We start from the raw sequence: 19,408 nt of genomic DNA, 5'->3' as shown, positions 1-19,408 counted from the left end.
TTATAGTAATAAATAGGTAGGTTTGTATATATTTTATTTAACTGTTTGCAACCCCTCTAAACACCACCCTTTTTTCTAATTTCTCAGACTCTTTATCGCAAAATGCTTTTGATAAACAAAGATAATTAAATCCACAGCGCACATAAACAAGGTATATTATAGCTAAACAGCCTTCACTGATCTGAAAATAATAACTATCCAACTAAACGCTATAAGGAGAGAGGTGATGAACAAGAGAGAAATAAGGAAGTTAGCCGTTGTACTCTTCACAGTGTCACTAAGCATGCCGGTCATCAATGGCTGCTCAATGCCGCAAAACGACCCAACGAAACAGACTATTCCTACCGACTCTGATCAATGGCAAGAAAAACTAGGCAAAACTTTTGAGCAATTATCTGAAAGCGATCGACAGCTGCTAAGCCGCTATATGCTACGTATGAAACTCAGTGATGCTTATGATTCAGGAGCGATGCCGCGCACGACAATCAGGCAAGCTTTGTTACAACAGCGCGAGTATGAACGCTTGCACCCTAATAACCCAACTGGCGAAAAAAGCCCTGTAGTCGCCACGAATCAGCCCACTGGTATCAACGCCCAGACTTATCCTATAGCGCTATTACCCGTTAAGACCAGCGATAGCGATAGCCTAAACCAGGTCAAGCTACAATTTATGCTCTCCAACCATGGTGATACCCCTATCGAGAGCTTTAAGGGTTCGTTATTGATGAAAGACGCTAAGTTAAAAGAAGGTAAAGCGTTCAATGTCCCCTTGACTCAATTCGCCACTCCTATCGAGCCTGAACAGTCAGGCAAGATAATTATCGAAACAAGTATCGAGAATATCAACGTCATGCGCGCGATTAGAAACGCACAAGATGTGACGATAGAGATTAATGAAGGGACTTTGACGCTCACTGATGGACAAATATTCGAATTCGATAAAGCCTTAGAATAGTCATTGTCAAATGCATTGATATTGCAAAAAGACTGAATATGTTTATAAAAATATATTCGTAAAACGTAGCCATAAAAAAAGCCCTTATCCATTCAGATAAGGGCTTTTATGTTCACATAGAACAAATTTGGCGGAGACGGAGAGATTCGAACTCTCGAAGGGCTATGAACCCTTGCCGGTTTTCAAGACCGGTGCATTCAACCGCTCTGCCACGTCTCCATAGGTGCAACATTATAGCGACCTCAAATAAAAATGCAATAGCTGAAGCAAAAAAAACTATATTATTTTAACCATAGGCGTTTCTTGCGCGCGCAGACGTTGGTGTTCGCCAAATGCAGGCACATATCTAGCAGTCTATTGGCATAGCCCCATTCATTATCGTACCAAGCAAACACCTTGTATTGGTCGCCAACTTGCATTAATTGCTGACCATCAATAATCAGTGATTCAGGCTGATGGATAAAATCACTAGAGACTAACGGCTCATCAGTATAAGCCATAATGCCTATTAACGATCCGTCACTAGCCGTCTGCAGGGCTTCTCTGATCGCATCGATACTGACGTCTGCACTGTCAAAGACAAAGGTGACATCAATAGCAGCGACATTAATAGTAGGCACGCGAATAGAATGACCATTAATCTTACCGGCCATAGCAGGCAATACGCGCTCAGTGGCGGCGATACTGCTAGAAGTGGTTGGAATAATGTTGTGCCCAGAAGCACGCGCACGTCTCAGATCGCGGTGCGCTTGATCCAGCACGGTCTGATCAGCGGTGACGGCATGTATCTCTGTCATCATTGCAGAGCGCACGCCAAAGGCTTGGTCTAAAGTGTCAATCAAAGGTACTAGCGCCTGAGTGGTACAAGAAACGCTTGAAACAATAGGAAGATCATTGGTTAACTGTTCAGCATTGACGCCCATCACAATGCACGCCTCGACATCATCGAAAGGAGCCGCGCCAATAATGACCTGCTTTGCTCCGGCATCAATGTGCCGGTAAGCCTGCTCATAAGAGCGAAAATGGCCAGTACACTCTAGCACGACATCGATACCTAAGGTCTGCCATAGCAGCTGCTCAGGATTGGCCTCTGAGAGCATACGAATACAGTAAGTCCGAGTGTGTTTTGTGATACAAAGCTGAGTCTCAGTATCGCTGTGTGTGTCAGTATCGCTGTGCCTATCAGTATTGGTTATAATCTCAGCACTAACGCCAAGGGCACTTAAACGTCCATGAGTGCTATCAAATCTAAGTAAGTGCAGCAGCGTATCAGCCGGCGCTAAATCATTAATAGCCACCAAATGGATGGCATTGCCAAGTACTTCAAAGCGCTCTATCAGTGCGCGCAGTACGTTGCGTCCTATACGTCCAAAACCATTAATAGCGACTCTGAGCGGCCGTTTACGCACGCTGGTACCTTCTATTAAGCTCGCTTTGGTCTGCGGCGTTTTGTTTTGGCTTTTAGGCTTTACATCAGACATAAATAATATCGCTATAAATATAGAAGATAGAGTGGCTTTAAACCGTTCGGCTGACGACTGAGTCTAAGTAATAGCTGAGTTGATGACTAGATTTGCGAGGTTTCTAGAGTAGCATCGTATCTAGACTACGGCGTGATAAATATCAGCGCCAAACGTATCGTATTATAGTCTATCGTTTGCTTGAGCTGCTCATAAATAGGCTTAAGCTTGATGCTACCATCATCATTGAAGTCATTAGGATTATTGGCAACTTTTATGGCGACATAGGCATTACCTACGGCGGTCATAACCTCATCATCAGGACGCAGATGATCGCAGGCCAGACTCGGATCTTGCGCTTTAAGCTCGCTAATATGACGCATAATCGTCGATTGTGCTAGCTCTCGCGTCTGCGCAATCTCAATGATAGATAGGCTCTCTTCTAACAGCGCTTTTGTCGCGAGTAAGGTTGCTTCAGACTTATCAGCGACTTGGTTGCCCAGTTTCTGTTTTTTATTTTGCTGGGCTTTATCTTGCTCACGGCGTCTTTTTTGTAGCTTAGCATACGCCTCAATCACTGCTTGACTAGTCGTGCCCCCTGATTTGAGTACAAATTTATCATGACTTTGCTGTAGGCTTTTTTCATCGAGCATAGCATAGTTAGCGTCCGCCTCATTTGAGAGCTCTAAGAAACGCTTATCTGCGCCGCGGGCTAACGGGTCTAGCTGCAAGCTCATAGTATTCATGCCCAGCAGCTTCAGTCCCTCTAAAGACTTCAATCGCGATAAAGCTACATAGCCTTGACCTAACTCAAAAGTGCGCGACAGATCAATCTCTGCGGCATCTAAAGTCATGCCTTGCGATTTATGAATCGTAATCGCCCACGCCAGACACAATGGTACTTGCTCATAGCTAGCGAGCACATCGCCTGTCTCATCTTCAATAATCCACTCTTCTGGTTCAGCGATGACTTCGCGCCCTGAATTCAGCCTAACCACTGGCATTTTTGGCGCGGCTGAGGACTTATCTTTGGTGTTGGCTTTGGCTTTTTTATCTTTATCTGCTGTTTTGCTACTATCTTCATCGTCGATAGCAATCATGTCATCTTCGGCCATATCCGCTTTGGCATCACTTTTGGCTTTATCTTTAGCCTTGCTGTCATCGACTTTTACCGCCGCAAAGCCAATCAGCTCACCCATCGTACCGTTTGAGACGCCAAGCTCGTTGTTATTCTTAATGAACATCACTTTCGCGCCAACTTTTAGGATCAGCTCATCTTGCGTGCGTACGGTCTTCTTTAGAGTATCTACCAGCTTACTCTCACCCACAGATGAGGCTTCAAATCGTCTCGTCTCACCCTCTAGTGCCGCAAGCTCCTTGTCATTGATCTTATTGACGTTGAGGTTATGGGTATATAGCCGCGTACGCTTGATATCGACGTTTTGATCAAAGGTGTTCTCAAGCGCCGCAATCGCTTCAAAGCTGACATCCTGACGGCGGATCTGATTTAAGATATCGTCCAAATCAAGACCACCATCGGCAGCCGCGCTCTCTTGTCTATGCTGCTCAGATAGATAGCAGATGCGAAAGCCTGCATCGAGCCATGCTTCACTCATAAAAGCGAACTTATCGCGATTACTCTCGCCTTTACTACCTATAGGCGGCAGCTGAAAAAAGTCGCCTGCGACGACGACCTGAATCCCGCCAAAGGGGTTATCATTTTTGCGGACGTGTTTGAGCACTTGATTGACTAGATTGAGCTGCTTGGCATGCAGCATAGATATCTCATCGATGATAAGTACCGCGGTGTCTTTGAGTCTATCGGCCAAAAACTGCTTGCGCGCCAAGTTACTCAAATCCCGCTCCGTCAGCTCATCTTTGATACCGATGCCCGACCAACTATGAATGGTGATGCCATTCATATGAGTGGCTGCAATACCTGTACTGGCTGTCACCGCTACAGGTACGCGGCGCGCACGTAAGTAATGAATATATTGGTTAAGCGTATAGGTTTTACCTGAGCCTGCTGAGCCGGTCAAAAACACGTTCTTACCGGTTTTTAGAATATTAAGAGCAGAAGATTGACGCATAAACCTAGACCAATTAACAAAAGATAAAAAAGACTCGATAAGCAGCTTTGGGCCGACAAGGAGCCAAATGTTTGGCAGCAATTATAACAGCTACGCACGCTTTGCAAACTATTTTAACGAGGCAAGCTTAACAAACCAAAAGTTATATGAACGTAAAACCATTATTATTAAAAGTTGCTATCGCTTCTTGTGAAAGCTCAGTACGATAGACAGATAGCAATAGCTAAAGTCAGGAAGATTTATTCACTCATAAAAAGGAAAGCTCCATGTTATATGACACCCCTAATACTGAAAATAGCCCAGTTCAATTCCGCGACAAATACGATAACTTTATCAATGGCGAATGGGTCGCACCAGTCGATGGCGAATACTTTGATAATCCTAGTCCTATCGATGGTAAAACCATCTGCCAAGTGGCACGCTCAAAAGAAGCCGATATCGAAAAAGCTTTAGATGCTGCACACGCGGCCAAAGACGCTTGGGGCAAAACCAGCGTCACTGAGCGCGCGAATCTACTACTTAAAATCGCTGACAAGATGGAAGAGAACCTTGAAGCCATCGCCATTGCTGAGTGTTATGAGAATGGCAAGGCAGTGCGCGAAACCTTAGCCGCTGATATCCCTCTCGCGATTGATCATTTTCGCTACTTTGCCAGCGCCATTCGCGCGCAAGAAGGCGGCATCAGCCAAATTGATGAAGATACCGTCGCTTACCACTTCCATGAGCCTTTAGGCGTAGTCGGTCAAATTATTCCTTGGAACTTTCCGATTCTAATGGGAGTATGGAAACTGGCTCCGGCTCTCGCTGCGGGTAACTGCATTGTCCTAAAACCTGCCGAGCAAACCCCCGTCTCTATCCTATTTATGCTAGAGACCATTGGCATTGCCGATATCTTGCCAAAAGGCGTCCTTAACGTAGTGAATGGTTTTGGCGTTGAAGCCGGTAAACCGCTGGCTTCTAATCCGCGTATTAATAAAGTCGCCTTTACCGGCGAGACTACCACCGGTCGCCTAATCATGCAGTACGCTAGTGAAAACATCATTCCAGTCACCTTGGAGTTAGGCGGCAAAAGCCCTAATATTTTCTTCGCCGATGTCATGGATGAAGATGATGATTTCTTAGACAAAGCCGTTGAAGGTCTAGTGATGTTTGCGCTCAATCAAGGCGAGATCTGCACTTGTCCCTCACGCGCGCTGGTGCATGAGAGTATCTATGATGAGTTTATCAAACGCTGTGTTGAGCGCGTCAAAGCCATTAAGATGGGCAACCCACTTGATACCGATACTATGATTGGCGCGCAAGCCAGCTCTGATCAATTAGAGAAAATCTTATCTTACTTAGATATCGGCAAAAAAGAAGGCGCAAAAGTATTGGTCGGCGGCGAGCGTGCCAAACATGACGGCGATCTTGGCGATGGCTACTATGTACAGCCGACTATTTTTGAGGGCACTAACGACATGCGCGTGTTCCAAGAAGAAATCTTCGGTCCCGTACTTGCGGTCACGACTTTTAAAGACGATGAAGAAGCGATGAGTATTGCTAATGATACGCTATACGGCCTTGGCGCTGGCGTTTGGACGCGTAGTGTACACAAGGCTTACCGCTTCGGACGTGGTATTCAAGCTGGACGCGTATGGACCAACTGCTATCACGTCTACCCTGCGCATTCTGCATTCGGCGGTTACAAGCAATCCGGCATTGGACGCGAAAACCACTTAATGATGCTCGACCATTATCAGCAAACCAAAAACATGCTGGTCTCTTATAGTCCTAAAGCAATGGGCTTCTTTTAAACACTTGTTCACAGCGCTTTATGATTAAACCCATAAAGCGCCTCACTGATTAATGTTTATAAAGCATTAATCTATAAAGTAGTTTCAAGGAGTAAATAACATGGCTAATAAAATGAAAGCAGCTGTCCTGCATGAGTTTAATCAACCGCTACAGATTGAAGAAGTAGACATCCCAACCGTAGGTGCCGGTCAGATCTTAGTAAAAATGGAGGCCTCAGGCGTCTGTCACACGGACCTTCATGCCGTTGAAGGAGATTGGCCAGTCAAACCAAGTCCACCATTTATCCCTGGACACGAAGGCGTCGGTATCATCACCTCTGTCGGCGACAACGTCCATCACGTCAAAGAAGGCGACCGAGTCGGTGTGCCCTGGCTCTACTCTGCTTGCGGACACTGTACTCATTGTTTAGGTGGCTGGGAGACGTTGTGCCTAAAGCAAGAAAATTCAGGCTATTCGGTCAATGGTAGCTTTGCAGAGTATGTCCTGGCGGACGCCGACTATGTAGGCATTATCCCAGAAAGCGTCGACTCTGTAGAGGTTGCCCCTGTCTTATGCGCAGGTGTCACTGTCTATAAAGGCCTAAAAATGACGGATACCAAGCCTGGTGATTGGGTAGTGATTTCAGGTATCGGCGGCCTCGGTCACATGGCGGTACAGTATGCTGTGGCTATGGGACTTAATGTTGCTGCGGTCGATATTGATGACGAAAAACTTGAATTCGCTAAAAAGCTGGGGGCAACAGTGACGGTAAATGCCAAAAATACAGACCCAGGCGAGTTGCTACAAGAAAAAATCGGTGGCGCTCATGGCGTGTTAGTCACTGCAGTATCATCAAAAGCTTTTGATCAAGCCTTAAGCATGTTACGTCGCGGTGGTACTTTAGTATGTAACGGGCTCCCCACTGGCGACTTCCCGGTGTCAATCTTTGATACTGTACTCAATGGTATCACCATACGTGGCTCTATCGTTGGCACACGTCTTGACTTACAAGAGTCGCTAGATATGGCAGCGGCTGGCAAAGTCAAAGCGACCGTCAAAGCTGAGCCGTTAGAGAACATCAATGATATTTTTGAGCGGATGCGTAATGGCAAAATCGAAGGTCGTATCGTCATAGACTATAATCAATAACGGATAGTAAAATGACAGTGTTATAAGCTTATTACATAGTTATTCCAACTGTCAATTATCAGCCGAAGGTCGTATCTTTTTAGTCATATGCCAGTTGTGATGTGTCTAAAGATGATGCGACCTTTTTGATTTGACTGTGGCATACTGATACTAGAGAGCAATTATATAAACCATGGATGGGCTATAAGAAGGAGTACGATATGAAACTGGCAGCAACAGAGTCGTGTAAGGCGTTGATTGAGCTACTAAAGTCCAAGCATGGAAAGCTGATGTTTCATCAGTCAGGTGGCTGCTGTGATGGTAGCTCGCCGATGTGCTATCCATTAGGAGAGTTTAAGGTAGGCGGTCAGGATGTGCTGGTTGGTGAGCTTGTTGGCTGTCCATTTTATATGGGGCGCGCACAATACAATCTATGGCAGCATACCGATTTGACCATTGATGTCGTCAATGGTCGCGGTGCGAGTTTTTCGTTAGAAATCCCTGAAGGCAAACGCTTTATCGTACGCTCAGAAATCTGTACGATATAAGGACGTTTGACGCAAAACTAGGTAGCATTAATCTTAAATAATGTACCCCATATGACAGTCTTAGCTTGTCCTATGATATTGGGGAAAAACTGGCTGATTTAATGAAAACAAATCATAGCAGCACCTAATAACCACAGCATCTAATAGCTACCGCACCAAATAGTCAGCAGCTGCTCAATAATCCACTGATTTTTACAAATCATTGTCATTTATACGCTTGTCTATCATCACAACAATAAAAATATTTGTATCCGAAAAGTAACTAATTTATTAATATACATGTATATTAATAACTTTTTATTATGAATTTTACTGTCGAAATTCGTAAAAGTTACCTTTTTTGGTTGTATTAGCTCTCTAAAATAATAGAAATCGTCTTTTTTATTAAATTATTTCAAAGATTTCTTGCATTATCACTATTTATGAGAGTATATTCAAACGACTTATTTATAACGATATGTCCTACATTATATAAATTAAATCTTTCTCAACTTTATATATGTATCTTTTTGTAAAGAATATATCTTTAAAATAAATATACCAAAAGCAGTTGAAAGTTTGCTAATTCCTCAGACAGGCATAGCAATTTATAAGCAACTACCTATCATTACATGGGACGTAAAATGCAAAAATCATTTTTTAAACTGACGCTGTTGACCACGCTTATCTTGGGTATGAGTGCTTGTAGTGGCGACAATAAAACCACTGACGAGTCTGTTGTCAGCTCAGATGCAAAAGCCGCTAAAACCCTACTTTATTGTTCAGAAGGCAGCCCAGCTGGTTTCGATCCCGCACAGTACACCGCCGGCACCGATTTTGATGCAAGTGCTTATCCTATCTATAACGGTTTGGTACAGTTTAAAAGAGATGGGACTGAAATTCAGCCAGGACTCGCTGAAAGCTGGGATATTAGCGAAGATGGTAAGACCTATACCTTTAATCTTCGAAAAGGCGTCAAGTTCGGTAAAACCGATTATTTCACACCAAGTCGCGATTTCAACGCAGACGATCTGATTTTTACATTAAAACGTCTCACCAACCCAGACTTTGAATTTAACAAAGCTTACCCTGCAGAATTCCCCTATTCAGTTGGCATGGGATTACCTGACATCATCTCAAATATCGAAAAGGTCGACGACTATACTGTCAAAATCACGCTTAACGAAGTCAATGCCCCATTTTTACAAAACCTAGCGATGCCATTTGCTTATATCAACTCTGCTGAATATGCAGATCAGTTGATGGCCTCTGGTAATGAGCCTGATATCAATAACAAACCTGTTGGTACTGGGCCTTTCGTCTTTACGTCCTATCAAAAAGACGCGCAAATCCGTTATACCAAAAACCCAGACTATTGGGACAAAGACAACATCTACATCGACAACCTTGTGTTTGTTATTACTAAAGATTCAGCCGTTCGTGCGCAAAAAGTTCAAGCGGGTGAATGTCATGTATCGGCATATCCAAAACCTGCCGAAATTGAATCGGTCAAAAAATCTGGTAAAGCCACCGTTCTTGATCAACCAGGTTTTAACGTCGGTTATGTGGGCTACAACGTTGAAAAGCCAAAGCTAAGTGATCTTAAAGTACGTCAAGCATTGGATATGGCGATCAATAAAGACGCGATCATCAATGCTGTCTATCAAAGCGAAGGTCTCAAGGCAACCAACCCAATGCCGCCTACGCAGTGGGGCTACGACGACTCTTTAAAAGATGCACCTTATGATGTTGAAAAAGCAAAAGCGCTGATTAAAGAAGCTGGCGCGGACAATATGAACATCGACTTATGGTACATGCCTGTTCAACGTCCATATAACCCTAATGCCAAACTCATGGCTGAAATGCTCCAAGCAGATTGGGCGAAGATTGGCGTCAATGCCAAACTGGTTACTTATGAGTGGGGCGAATACCTAAAACGCGCGGCGAAAGGCGAGCCTGATGTGATCTTGGCAGGTTGGACGGGTGATAATGGTGATCCAGATAACTGGTTGGGCTCATTACTGTCTTGTGACGCGGTCGGTGGTAATAACTACTCACGTTGGTGTAATAAAGACTTTGATAATTTGGTCATGAAAGGACGTCAGGTCACCAATCAAGATGAGCGTGTGGATGACTATGTACAAGCTCAGCAGATCTTCAAAGAGCAGCTTCCTTGGACGACTATGGCGCATTCGGTAGTTACCGTGTTCACTGCACCAAACATTGTGGATTTCAAAATCAGTCCACTTGGTGCTGTACGTTTCGATGGCGTGAACGTTGAATAGCCTTAGCTAATTACGTCCGGTACGACATGCACTATTATTTGATTTGTATTCGGCTGGCTCAGAATCTCTGTTCCAGCCGTATTTATATGAGTTGATTGTTTTTTGACTCACATACTTTTCATTTGAGCACCTTTCACTTGAGTACTTTTGATTTAAGTGCTTGGTCATTTAAGGGCATGGTTACGGACGACCTCATTCATTGCTACTACTCCATTCATTGAATCACAACTATTGAGCAGCCCATGCTACTTTATATTCTGCGCCGTATCGCCATTCTTATTCCTGTCTATCTTGGCCTCACGCTATCGACTTTTACTCTGATCCGTCTCGTACCAGGCGATGCAGTCGAAATCATGATGGGTGAGCGTATGGTGGATCCAGAGCTACATGCTCGCGCCCTAGAAAGACTGGGATTAGACAAACCCCTTATCGTTCAATACTGGGATTACTTGACGGGTATATTGACGGGTGACTTTGGTCAATCCTTTCGTACTCGCTCTCCTGTGTTACAAGACTTTTTTGCACACTTCGTTCCAACGTTAGAGTTGGCGCTATGTGCGATTGTCATTGCTAGTGTGATTGGTGTGAGCTTAGGTATCTTTGCCGCGCTACGCCGTGGTACTTGGATTGACTATACTCTGATGTCAGGGGCGCTGGCAGGATACTCGATGCCGATCTATCTATTGGGACCTATCCTAACTGGTATATTCGCTCACTATCTTGGCCTTTTACCCGTTGCTGGTGTGATCTCTGTCGCACAGTTCTTAGATGTTCATCCCTTGTACGGCTCATGGTTGCTTGGCTCTCTCACCTCAGGGGAACCGGGCGCTTTTTGGAATGTGGTCAAACACTTTATCTTGCCATCGATTGCACTATCGACCATTCCACTCGCGATGATCGCGCGGATGACACGCTCTGCGATGCTGGAAGTGTTGGATGAAGACTATGTGCGTACGGCTCGCGCCAAGGGCTTATCGCCACGCCGCGTGATCATGGTACACGTGATGCGTAACGCGCTAATCACTGTCGTCACTGTGGTTGGCTTACAAATGGCAACCTTGCTTGCAGGCGCGATTATTACCGAGACTATCTTTAGCTGGCCGGGTGTTGGTAATTGGCTTCTCGATGGCTTTTTTACTCGTGATTACCCCATTGTGCAAAACGGTATTTTACTGGTCGCTACTGCCTTGATTTTGGTCAGTTTATTTATTGATATTTTGTATGGTCTGATCAATCCACGTATTCGACATACCTCTTAATGTCACAATGTCACAATGTTGCAATGTCACATTGATAAATATTTATATTATAAATAGTGATGATTGGCGCTGAAGTGATGTTTTAGCAATGCTTAGTACTTTTTTAGGAACAAAATTCTAAAAAATGTCACTGCGCTAGCCACTATAGGAACTGCTCATGAAGCCTTCTGTTCTCCCCTCTGATGTCAATCTGATGGCTGCCACACCGCCATCGTCTTGGCAACTATTTTTATCGACCTTTTGCCGAAACAAGGGCGCGGTGCTGGGTTTTATTATTCTCATGCTAATGGTTATTGTTGCCATACTCGCGCCCGCAATTGCCCCCCATGACCCTTATGAGTTATTTACCGGCCAAGAGCAATTGCCGCCAGCCTTTTTAAGTGGTGGTGATGCGATGTTTTGGCTAGGCACTGATGATGCTGGACGAGATACCTTGTCTCGGGTGATGTATGGCGCGCGTTACTCTTTATTTATCGGTCTGAGCGCGACGACCCTTGCGATGCTAGTCGGCATCTCTTTAGGACTTAGTGCTGCCTTTTGGCCCAAAGTTTGGGGCAAAGCGGTCATGCTGGTCAATGATATTTTGATGTCTTATCCAAGCTTACTACTAGCCATCATCATTGCCGCTATCTTAGGGCCCTCTATGACCAATACGATTATTACCATCGCTTTGGTCTGTACGCCGCCTTTTATTCGTCTGACTCGCGCCACCGCAATGGTAGAGCTACAACGTGAGTACTTTATCGCCTCGCAAGTGATGGGTGCTGGCGTACTGCGTTTATTATTTATCACGATTCTACCCAACTGCATGGCACCGCTTATCGTACAAGCAACGATGATTTTTTCCTCTGCTATTTTAGAAGCGGGTGCGATTGGTTTCTTAGGCTTTGGGGTACAGCCACCTGATGCTGAATGGGGCGCGATGCTCGGTACGGCTCGTCAATACATTCAAAGTAATGTTTGGCTCGCTATTTGGCCAGGTATCGCTATTTTCTTGGCTGCATTGTCGATTAACTTGACGGGTGATGGCCTGCGTGACGCGCTCGATCCCAAATTAAAGCAGGTGACCTAAGATGACTGAACCTTTAATTAAAACGCCTACCGCTCATACTTCTATGAATGGTGCATCAACAACAGACGCGCCGCTGTTATTGGATATTGAAAACCTGTCGGTCACTTTTGGTCAAGGAAAGCGTGCCTTTCGTGCTGTCGATGATGTGTCTTTAAAAATCACACAAGGTGAAGTCATCGCTGTCGTTGGTGAATCCGGCTCAGGTAAGTCAGTCACGATGATGGCGCTAATGGGACTATTGCCGCCGTCTGCCACCGTCCGCGCCAAGCGAGTGATGTTTGATAATAAAGATATGATCAGTATGCCTGCCGAAGAAAAACGCGGCATCATTGGCAAAGACATCTCCATGATCTTTCAAAACGCGATGTCTTGCCTCAATCCAAGCTTTACCGTTGAGATGCAGCTGGGTGAAGTACTGCGCAAGCATCTTGGTTTGCGCGGTGCAGCAGTACAGGCACGCATATTAGAGCTGTTAGAGTTGGTCGAAATGCCTGACGCCAAAAACCGACTCAAAGTGTATCCACATCAACTCTCAGGCGGTATGAGCCAACGCGTTATGATTGCGATGGCGCTTGCGTGTGAACCAAAACTGCTCATCGCAGACGAGCCAACGACCGCACTTGATGTCACCGTACAAGCGCAGATCATGGATTTGCTCGGTCGATTGCAACGCGAAAAACAGATGGCAATGGTACTGATCACCCATGATTTGGGCCTTGTTGCACAAAACTCGCGTGATGTCGCGGTCATGTATGCTGGACAAGTGGTTGAAACCAGTACCGTGCCAGAGGTTTTCCAACATCCTGCACACCCTTATACAGAGGCACTATTACAAGCCATTCCTGAGTTGGCTATCGGTCAAGATCGACTGAACAGCTTGCCCGGTGTCGTACCAAGCCAATATGATCGTCCAAGCGGCTGTTTATTATCTCCTCGCTGCCCATATAAAGAGCCTGCTTGTGACGTGCCGCCGCCTATTTTGGACACACCAAATGGCAAAGTGCGCTGCATTTATGCCGATCCTACTGCTCGCACCCCCATCTCTCACGCTGCTATTTTGGAGTCACAAGTATGAGTAATAAAGTGGTTTTAAAAGCAGACAATCTACACAAGCACTATCCTGTATCGCAAGGATTGGGTAAACCAAAAGCGCACGTCAAAGCGCTGAACGGTATCTCTTTTGAGCTTGAGGCTGGCAAGACATTGGCAGTCGTTGGTGAATCAGGCTGCGGCAAATCTACCCTTGCCCGCCAGCTGACACTCATCGAGCAGCCGACGCAGGGCGAGCTTTTTATCAACGACGAAGCCACCACTGGCTATAGTAGAAAGGCGCTCAAAGACTTACGTACCGAAATTCAAATGGTCTTCCAAAACCCTTATGGTAGCTTGAATCCGCGTCATACTATCGCCTACCAACTGACAGAGCCGTTGGATATTCATACCAACCTGTCGAAAGAAGAAAAGCGTGACAAAATCAATGAGATGATGAGAAATGTCGGCCTACGTCCTGAACATGCTGGGCGTTTCCCACATATGTTTTCGGGTGGTCAGCGCCAGCGGATTGCCCTCGCCCGCGCGATGATGCTCAATCCTAAAATCGTCGTCGCTGATGAGCCTACCTCTGCACTTGATGTGTCGATTCAAGCGCAAGTCTTAAATCTGTTTATGGATTTGCAAGATGAGTATCGTACTGCCTACGTCTTTATCTCACACAACTTGTCAGTCGTACGTCATGTCGCTGATGATGTGATGGTCATGTATTTAGGTCAAGCCGTCGAGCACGGGCCGAAAGAAGCCATTTATAATGCGCCAAAGCATCCTTATACCATCGCATTACTGGCGGCTGCACCCACAGTAAATGGCCAAAAGAAAGATTTGACGCTACAAGGTGAGCTACCAAGCCCGCTTAATCCGCCAAGTGGCTGCGCTCTACATAAACGCTGTCCATATGCGACCTCGCAGTGCAGCGAAATCGAGCCACAACTGCGCGAATGGGATGGTCGATTGGTGGCTTGTCTGCGTTTGGAAGAAATATATGGGTAAAAGGACTAACGGCTAAGTAATATTCACCACACCGCGGCATTTAGGAAACTGCGCGCACCCATAAAAGGACTGTCCTTGGCGTGCGCCATTTTTTGCCACACGTTTGACCATCTCGCCGTTGCATTTCGGGCAAGCTGGTGTTTGAATCAGATTAGCGTTATCTTCTGTCGCTTTAAGTATCTCAGGTTCTTCCACCTGTGGCTCATATTCTATAATCTCAAATGGCGTAAGAAAAACCTTATCAGCCATATCATGCGGTTTGATTATTTGCTGAGTATTTAGACTATCAATTGGTAATGCGGTAGATTCAACCTCAGTTTGACCAGACCATCGATGCACTTCTCTACTCTTTAGGATAGTTCTATCAACAGTTTCTTTTATTATAGACTCAGGTGTGGGATTATCAGTATTCTTACTACCATTGCTATGCTTATCTTTTAGATAAGCTTTATGCTGCCGATTGGTGCGCCATGATTTACTAAACCTATTGCTTTCTATCTGCTCAACAATGGATTTGACCTCGTCTTCAGTGAGTATCTTATATTGCTTTTTCTTTACATACGAGACCATGCCACTAGTCAATACATGTTCGGGCAATTCATCGCGGGTTTTCAACTCACATTCACCGATAAAAGCAATCATCGAATGAAAGTAGCTCAGCTTCAACCCTAATAAATCTGCGAGCGTCTTAATATGTAAGTAGTTTTGACGTAGCGGATTTTGAAATTTGTATTTACTTCCATTAGGAAAGACTTGCGTCCACTGTCTTTGGTTCTCGCTACCGTATATCCAACCTTTATAGTTTTTGGTTTCAATGACAAAGATGCCGTATACAGAGATGATAATATGATCGATTTGCGTACTGCCGTCATTGACTAATGGCAAGGTGACATTGTTTAGGCGATGATAAATGTCTTTGTCAAGCTTTAGCCACATGGCGACGTTGATGACGGTTTCACCTAAGAAACCTTTAAAGCTGGACATCAAGGACATCGTTTTTATCTCTATTTATCAGTATAAAGCGCTTGAATAAAACCTTAATAATACAACATAAGCCTATAAATGCGATATGCTATCCAATTATTTTTACTACCAAATACTAGCTTTTTGGACTAACTTTATGAATACTGTCAGCAGCACACTACTAAAAACTGCGCTTAGCGCCAGCTTACTATTATCACTACCTGTGATGGCAGCAGTGCCTCAAAAATGGAAGTTAGATACCCCAAAAACCAAAGTCGACTTTGAGGTAGCATATTTAGGGAATGGTACGGTTGAAGGCCAGTTTCATAACATGGATGGTTCTATCAATTACGATGTAAAGAACCCAACAAGTACTACCGTTAATTTTACTGTAAAAACGAGCAGTATTGATGCTGGTGGCAATTTGCGTAATGCCTTTTTGCGGCGCAAGGAGCTACTCAACACAGCTAAATACCCGACTATGAGATTTGTCTCCAAAAAGGTCAGCATGATTAATGCCAAAGAAGCGCATGTCACAGGCGACTTTACGGTTTTGGGAAAAACCAAACCTTTAACCGTAAAAGTAGTCTTATCTGATGTCAAAAAAGACCCCAAAACCGCGCGTCCGTTTTTAAACTTTCAAGCTATTGGTAAAGTGAATCGCCTCAATTATGGCGTGACCGCCTTCCCAAATATGGTGGGTACAGTCATTCCGATTAACATCACAGGACAGCTTGTAGCGGCAAACTAAAGGGAATACAGCGACTGTAATATTTATGACGCTTTGACTTAAGCATAAAAACCCAGCGCCAAACGTTTGTTATTGACGTTTTACGCCGGATTTTAGTTTGATTGCTAATGAGTATGTATTATCTATACCCTGTTCTAATAGCAATAGATAAGTAGTAAAAGACCTAACTATTACAGTAATTGTCAGGTCTTTTTAACATTGCCTTGTTAGTACTGCCAAGGCTGATCCTGTTCGATACCGGCTTTATCTATTTTATTTCTTTTTTTCTGAATCTTAGTATCTATTTTTTCTTGCTTTTTTAACGCTTTTTGATTGATATCATCTATCAAGCCTTGGATCTTCTTATCCACTTTGTCTTGCTCTTTTTGACGGACCTTATCAACTTTAGCTAACTCTTTTTGACGCGCTTTATCTATTTTATCTTGCTCTTTTTGACGCAGTTTATTGAGCTTACTCAGCTGCTTTTTTGCCTTTTTACTTAAGGTAATATCATCTTTCGCTTGGTTATTAGCAGATTTATTCGACATAATAGCTCTCCTTTATCAGATTATATAAACTCTCTTTAAACTTGATAATGCTGACATTCGATAGTAAGTCAGTATCCCTGTCTAATCAACGCGTCACTACAAAACAGGTACACGCCCTTAATCTGTCTGTAGATCGGCAAACTAGAGACAACACGAATCATGGTTTACTATGGAACACTACCTTAATCTCAATACAGGTGTAATGGACTAAATTAGGGAAAAATAGCCTCTAGATGCGAGCATTTTAATAATTGTGAAATATGCGAGACATGGCTCAGTTTTCTTTAAAAGCTTATGCGCGCCTCGTCCCTCGGCAGAAACGAAGCAATAAAAAGAGCCACCAGAATAATCCAGTAGCTCTGCTCAATAATGTCATTAACTCAACTATAAACCATAGTTAAGTGCTGGGCTAAAGCCCCAGCCTACAAATTAAACCAAACTATTTACCGCTTCAACCACCGCCTCGCTTGTAATACCAAACTCTTTGTACAAGTCGCTAGCAGGTGCTGATTCGCCATAAGTGGTCATGCCGATGACTTTGCCATCAAGGCCAACGAACTTATACCAGTAGTCCACATGCGCTGCTTCGACTGCGACACGGGCACGGATAGCAGCAGGTAGTACTGAATCACGGTAGCTGGCATCTTGCTCCATAAAGATCTCAGCACACGGCATAGAGACCACGCGCACGCCTACACTGTTTTCGCTAAGTGTCTTGTATGCTTGTATCGCAAGGCCGACTTCTGAACCGGTAGCGATGATAATGGCTTGCAGCTTACCTTGCTCTTTCGCTAGTACATAACCACCTTTAGCAATATTAGCGACTTGGCTTGTATCACGCGCTTGATGTGGTAAGCCTTGACGGCTAAAGATAAGCGCTGATGGGTTGTTTTCAGACTTGATTGCTTCTACCCAAGCACTTGCAGATTCAGTCGCATCACACGGACGCCATGTGCGCAAGTTTGGCGTAGTACGCAGACTCGTCAATTGCTCAACAGGCTGATGCGTTGGACCATCTTCACCCAGACCGATAGAGTCATGCGTATAGACATGAATGACACGCTGTTTCATTAATGCGCCCATACGCACTGCATTACGCGCGTACTCCATAAACATCAGGAAGGTCGCAACATAAGGGATAAAGCCGCCATGTAGCGCGATACCATTAGCAATCGCGGTCATACCGAACTCACGTACGCCGTAGTAAATATAGTTACCGTCAGCGTCGGTTTCGATACCCTTGGCGTCTTTGAAAAGGGTTAAGTTTGAGCCAGCCAGATCCGCTGAACCACCCATGATTTCAGGTAGCAAAGGCTGTAGCGCATTGATCGCGTTTTGACTGGCTTTACGACTGGCGACATCACCGCCTGCTTCTTGAGTTTGCTGGATATAGTCTTTTGCTTGAGCCTCAAAGTCGCTTGGTAGCTCGCCATTTAGACGGCGCATCAGCTCTTCTGCAAGCTCTGGATAGGCTTTTTTATAGCCTTCAAAGGTCGCGTTCCAGTTCTTTTGCATGACATCGCCTTTGGCCTTGCCATCCCATGCTTCATAGATCTCATCATCTAACTCAAATGGCGCGTGTTTCCATGCCAGCTCATCACGAGTTAGCGCGATTTCATCATCACCAAGCGGCGCGCCGTGGCTAGAAGCTTTGCCTTGCTTGTTTGGGCTACCTGCACCAATAGTGGTTTTGCAGATGATTAAGCTTGGACGAGTCGTCTCATTGATCGCTTGCTCGGTCGCTTGAGTAATGGCGTCGGTATCATGACCATCGACTTTGATCACCTGCCAGCCGTAGCTCTCAAAGCGCATTTGTGTATCATCGGTGAACCAGCCTTCGACGTCGCCATCGATAGAGATGCCATTATCATCATAGAAAAATACTAGTTTACCCAGCTCTAACGTTCCTGCAAGCGAGCAGACTTCATGGCTAATGCCTTCCATTAAGCAGCCATCGCCTAAGAACGCATAAGTATGATGGTCGATAACTTCATGACCGTCACGGTTGAACTGCGCGGCAAGCGTTTTTTCGGCGATAGCAAAACCTACCGCATTAGCGATACCTTGGCCTAGTGGACCTGTCGTCGTTTCCACACCAGGGGTATAACCCAGCTCTGGGTGACCTGGCGTCTTTGAATGCAGCTGGCGAAAGCCTTTTAGATCGTCAACGCTGACGTCATACCCTGAAAGATGCAATAATGAATAAATCAGCATCGAGCCATGACCGTTTGATAATACAAAGCGGTCACGGTTATGCCAGTTAGGATCAGCAGGGTTATGCTTCAAAAACTTGCGCCATAACACTTCAGCGATATCGGCCATACCCATCGGCGCGCCGGGGTGGCCTGAGTTGGCTTTTTGTACCGCGTCAAACGAGAGCACACGAATAGCATTAGCAAGTTTACGTTCATTAATTGGGGTAGGCATAGCAGGTCCTAATATTCGGATGATAAGTCAAGAAGACAAAAGGAAAAGCGATTGAGTAATAAGACTAGAGCGTAATAACTGCGCGCGCTCGATAATTAGGGCGTGTTGAACATTCGCAAATAGGCACTGCTGATCGCTAAAATTGTTC

Annotated in this window: 15 protein-coding genes and 1 tRNA gene; 10 read left to right on the top strand and 6 right to left on the bottom strand. The window is 44.9% G+C overall.

Annotated elements, in window-relative coordinates; translation table 11 throughout:
- Positions 1-226 precede the first annotated feature (226 nt).
- The gene (locus I3248_RS10950; protein WP_238063752.1) at positions 227-955 is read left to right on the top strand and encodes a hypothetical protein; all 729 of its coding nucleotides are present in this window, start codon (positions 227-229) and stop codon (positions 953-955) included.
- 128 nt (positions 956-1,083) lie between these two features.
- On the opposite strand, the gene I3248_RS10945 is transcribed toward I3248_RS10950, so the two are convergent.
- The 3 genes from I3248_RS10945 to I3248_RS10935 form a co-directional block, all read right to left on the bottom strand.
- Positions 1,084-1,174: transfer RNA gene (locus I3248_RS10945), tRNA-Ser, on the bottom strand.
- A 62-nt stretch (positions 1,175-1,236) separates the two neighbouring features.
- On the bottom strand, positions 1,237-2,436 hold the full coding sequence (locus I3248_RS10940) for a type I glyceraldehyde-3-phosphate dehydrogenase (RefSeq protein ID WP_238063749.1): 1,200 nt from the start codon (positions 2,434-2,436) through the stop codon (positions 1,237-1,239).
- 125 nt (positions 2,437-2,561) lie between these two features.
- Entirely contained in the window at positions 2,562-4,505 is a 1,944-nt protein-coding gene (locus I3248_RS10935) for an AAA family ATPase (protein ID WP_238063747.1), read from the bottom strand.
- A 266-nt stretch (positions 4,506-4,771) separates the two neighbouring features.
- Between I3248_RS10935 and I3248_RS10930 the strand changes: the two genes are divergently transcribed.
- The 8 genes from I3248_RS10930 to I3248_RS10895 all read left to right on the top strand — a co-directional run bounded on the left by I3248_RS10930 (position 4,772) and on the right by I3248_RS10895 (position 14,592).
- Positions 4,772-6,298 carry an aldehyde dehydrogenase family protein gene (locus I3248_RS10930; RefSeq protein ID WP_238063745.1) on the top strand — a complete coding sequence of 509 codons (1,527 nt, stop codon included), beginning with the start codon at positions 4,772-4,774 and terminating at the stop codon, positions 6,296-6,298.
- A gap of 100 nt (positions 6,299-6,398) precedes the next feature.
- Positions 6,399-7,427, top strand: a complete 1,029-nt coding sequence (gene adhP / locus I3248_RS10925) for an alcohol dehydrogenase AdhP (protein ID WP_238063743.1) — start codon at positions 6,399-6,401, stop codon at positions 7,425-7,427.
- Positions 7,428-7,627: 200 nt separating this feature from the next.
- Entirely contained in the window at positions 7,628-7,954 is a 327-nt protein-coding gene (locus tag I3248_RS10920) for a DUF779 domain-containing protein (RefSeq protein ID WP_058023776.1), read from the top strand.
- Positions 7,955-8,577: 623 nt separating this feature from the next.
- The gene (locus I3248_RS10915) at positions 8,578-10,218 is read left to right on the top strand and encodes an ABC transporter substrate-binding protein (RefSeq protein WP_238063741.1); all 1,641 of its coding nucleotides are present in this window, start codon (positions 8,578-8,580) and stop codon (positions 10,216-10,218) included.
- A gap of 242 nt (positions 10,219-10,460) precedes the next feature.
- Positions 10,461-11,477: an ABC transporter permease subunit gene (locus tag I3248_RS10910; RefSeq protein ID WP_058023778.1), complete on the top strand. Its 1,017-nt coding sequence runs from the start codon at positions 10,461-10,463 to the stop codon at positions 11,475-11,477.
- A gap of 157 nt (positions 11,478-11,634) precedes the next feature.
- A complete protein-coding gene (locus I3248_RS10905; RefSeq protein ID WP_238063739.1) occupies positions 11,635-12,549 on the top strand; it encodes an ABC transporter permease subunit in 915 nt (304 codons plus the stop codon).
- Between the two features lies 1 nt (position 12,550).
- Positions 12,551-13,624 carry an ABC transporter ATP-binding protein gene (locus I3248_RS10900; protein WP_238063737.1) on the top strand — a complete coding sequence of 358 codons (1,074 nt, stop codon included), beginning with the start codon at positions 12,551-12,553 and terminating at the stop codon, positions 13,622-13,624.
- Positions 13,621-14,592 (top strand): peptide ABC transporter ATP-binding protein, encoded by a 972-nt coding sequence (locus I3248_RS10895; RefSeq protein WP_058023780.1) that lies wholly within the window; start codon positions 13,621-13,623, stop codon positions 14,590-14,592. The genes I3248_RS10900 and I3248_RS10895 overlap by 4 nt, the downstream gene beginning before the upstream one ends.
- Before the next feature lie 12 nt (positions 14,593-14,604).
- Here the strand turns inward: I3248_RS10895 and I3248_RS10890 are convergent, their stop codons facing one another.
- On the bottom strand, positions 14,605-15,576 hold the full coding sequence (locus I3248_RS10890; protein ID WP_238063735.1) for an NERD domain-containing protein: 972 nt from the start codon (positions 15,574-15,576) through the stop codon (positions 14,605-14,607).
- Between the two features lie 136 nt (positions 15,577-15,712).
- On the opposite strand from I3248_RS10890, the gene I3248_RS10885 reads away from it, so the two are divergent.
- The gene (locus I3248_RS10885) at positions 15,713-16,306 is read left to right on the top strand and encodes a YceI family protein (protein WP_238063733.1); all 594 of its coding nucleotides are present in this window, start codon (positions 15,713-15,715) and stop codon (positions 16,304-16,306) included.
- Between the two features lie 206 nt (positions 16,307-16,512).
- Here the strand turns inward: I3248_RS10885 and I3248_RS10880 are convergent, their stop codons facing one another.
- Both I3248_RS10880 and tkt read right to left on the bottom strand, forming a co-directional pair.
- A complete protein-coding gene (locus I3248_RS10880) occupies positions 16,513-16,833 on the bottom strand; it encodes a hypothetical protein (protein WP_201601245.1) in 321 nt (106 codons plus the stop codon).
- A gap of 429 nt (positions 16,834-17,262) precedes the next feature.
- Entirely contained in the window at positions 17,263-19,260 is a 1,998-nt protein-coding gene (tkt, locus tag I3248_RS10875; protein ID WP_238063731.1) for a transketolase, read from the bottom strand.
- Positions 19,261-19,408: the final 148 nt, after the last annotated feature.

This window comes from Psychrobacter sp. Ps3 (assembly GCF_022129275.1).
In the GTDB taxonomy this organism is placed as follows: Bacteria; Pseudomonadota; Gammaproteobacteria; order Pseudomonadales; family Moraxellaceae; genus Psychrobacter; species Psychrobacter submarinus.
The sequence above is the reverse complement of the archived record's forward strand: the minus strand, read 5'-3'. Positions and strand labels throughout refer to the sequence as shown.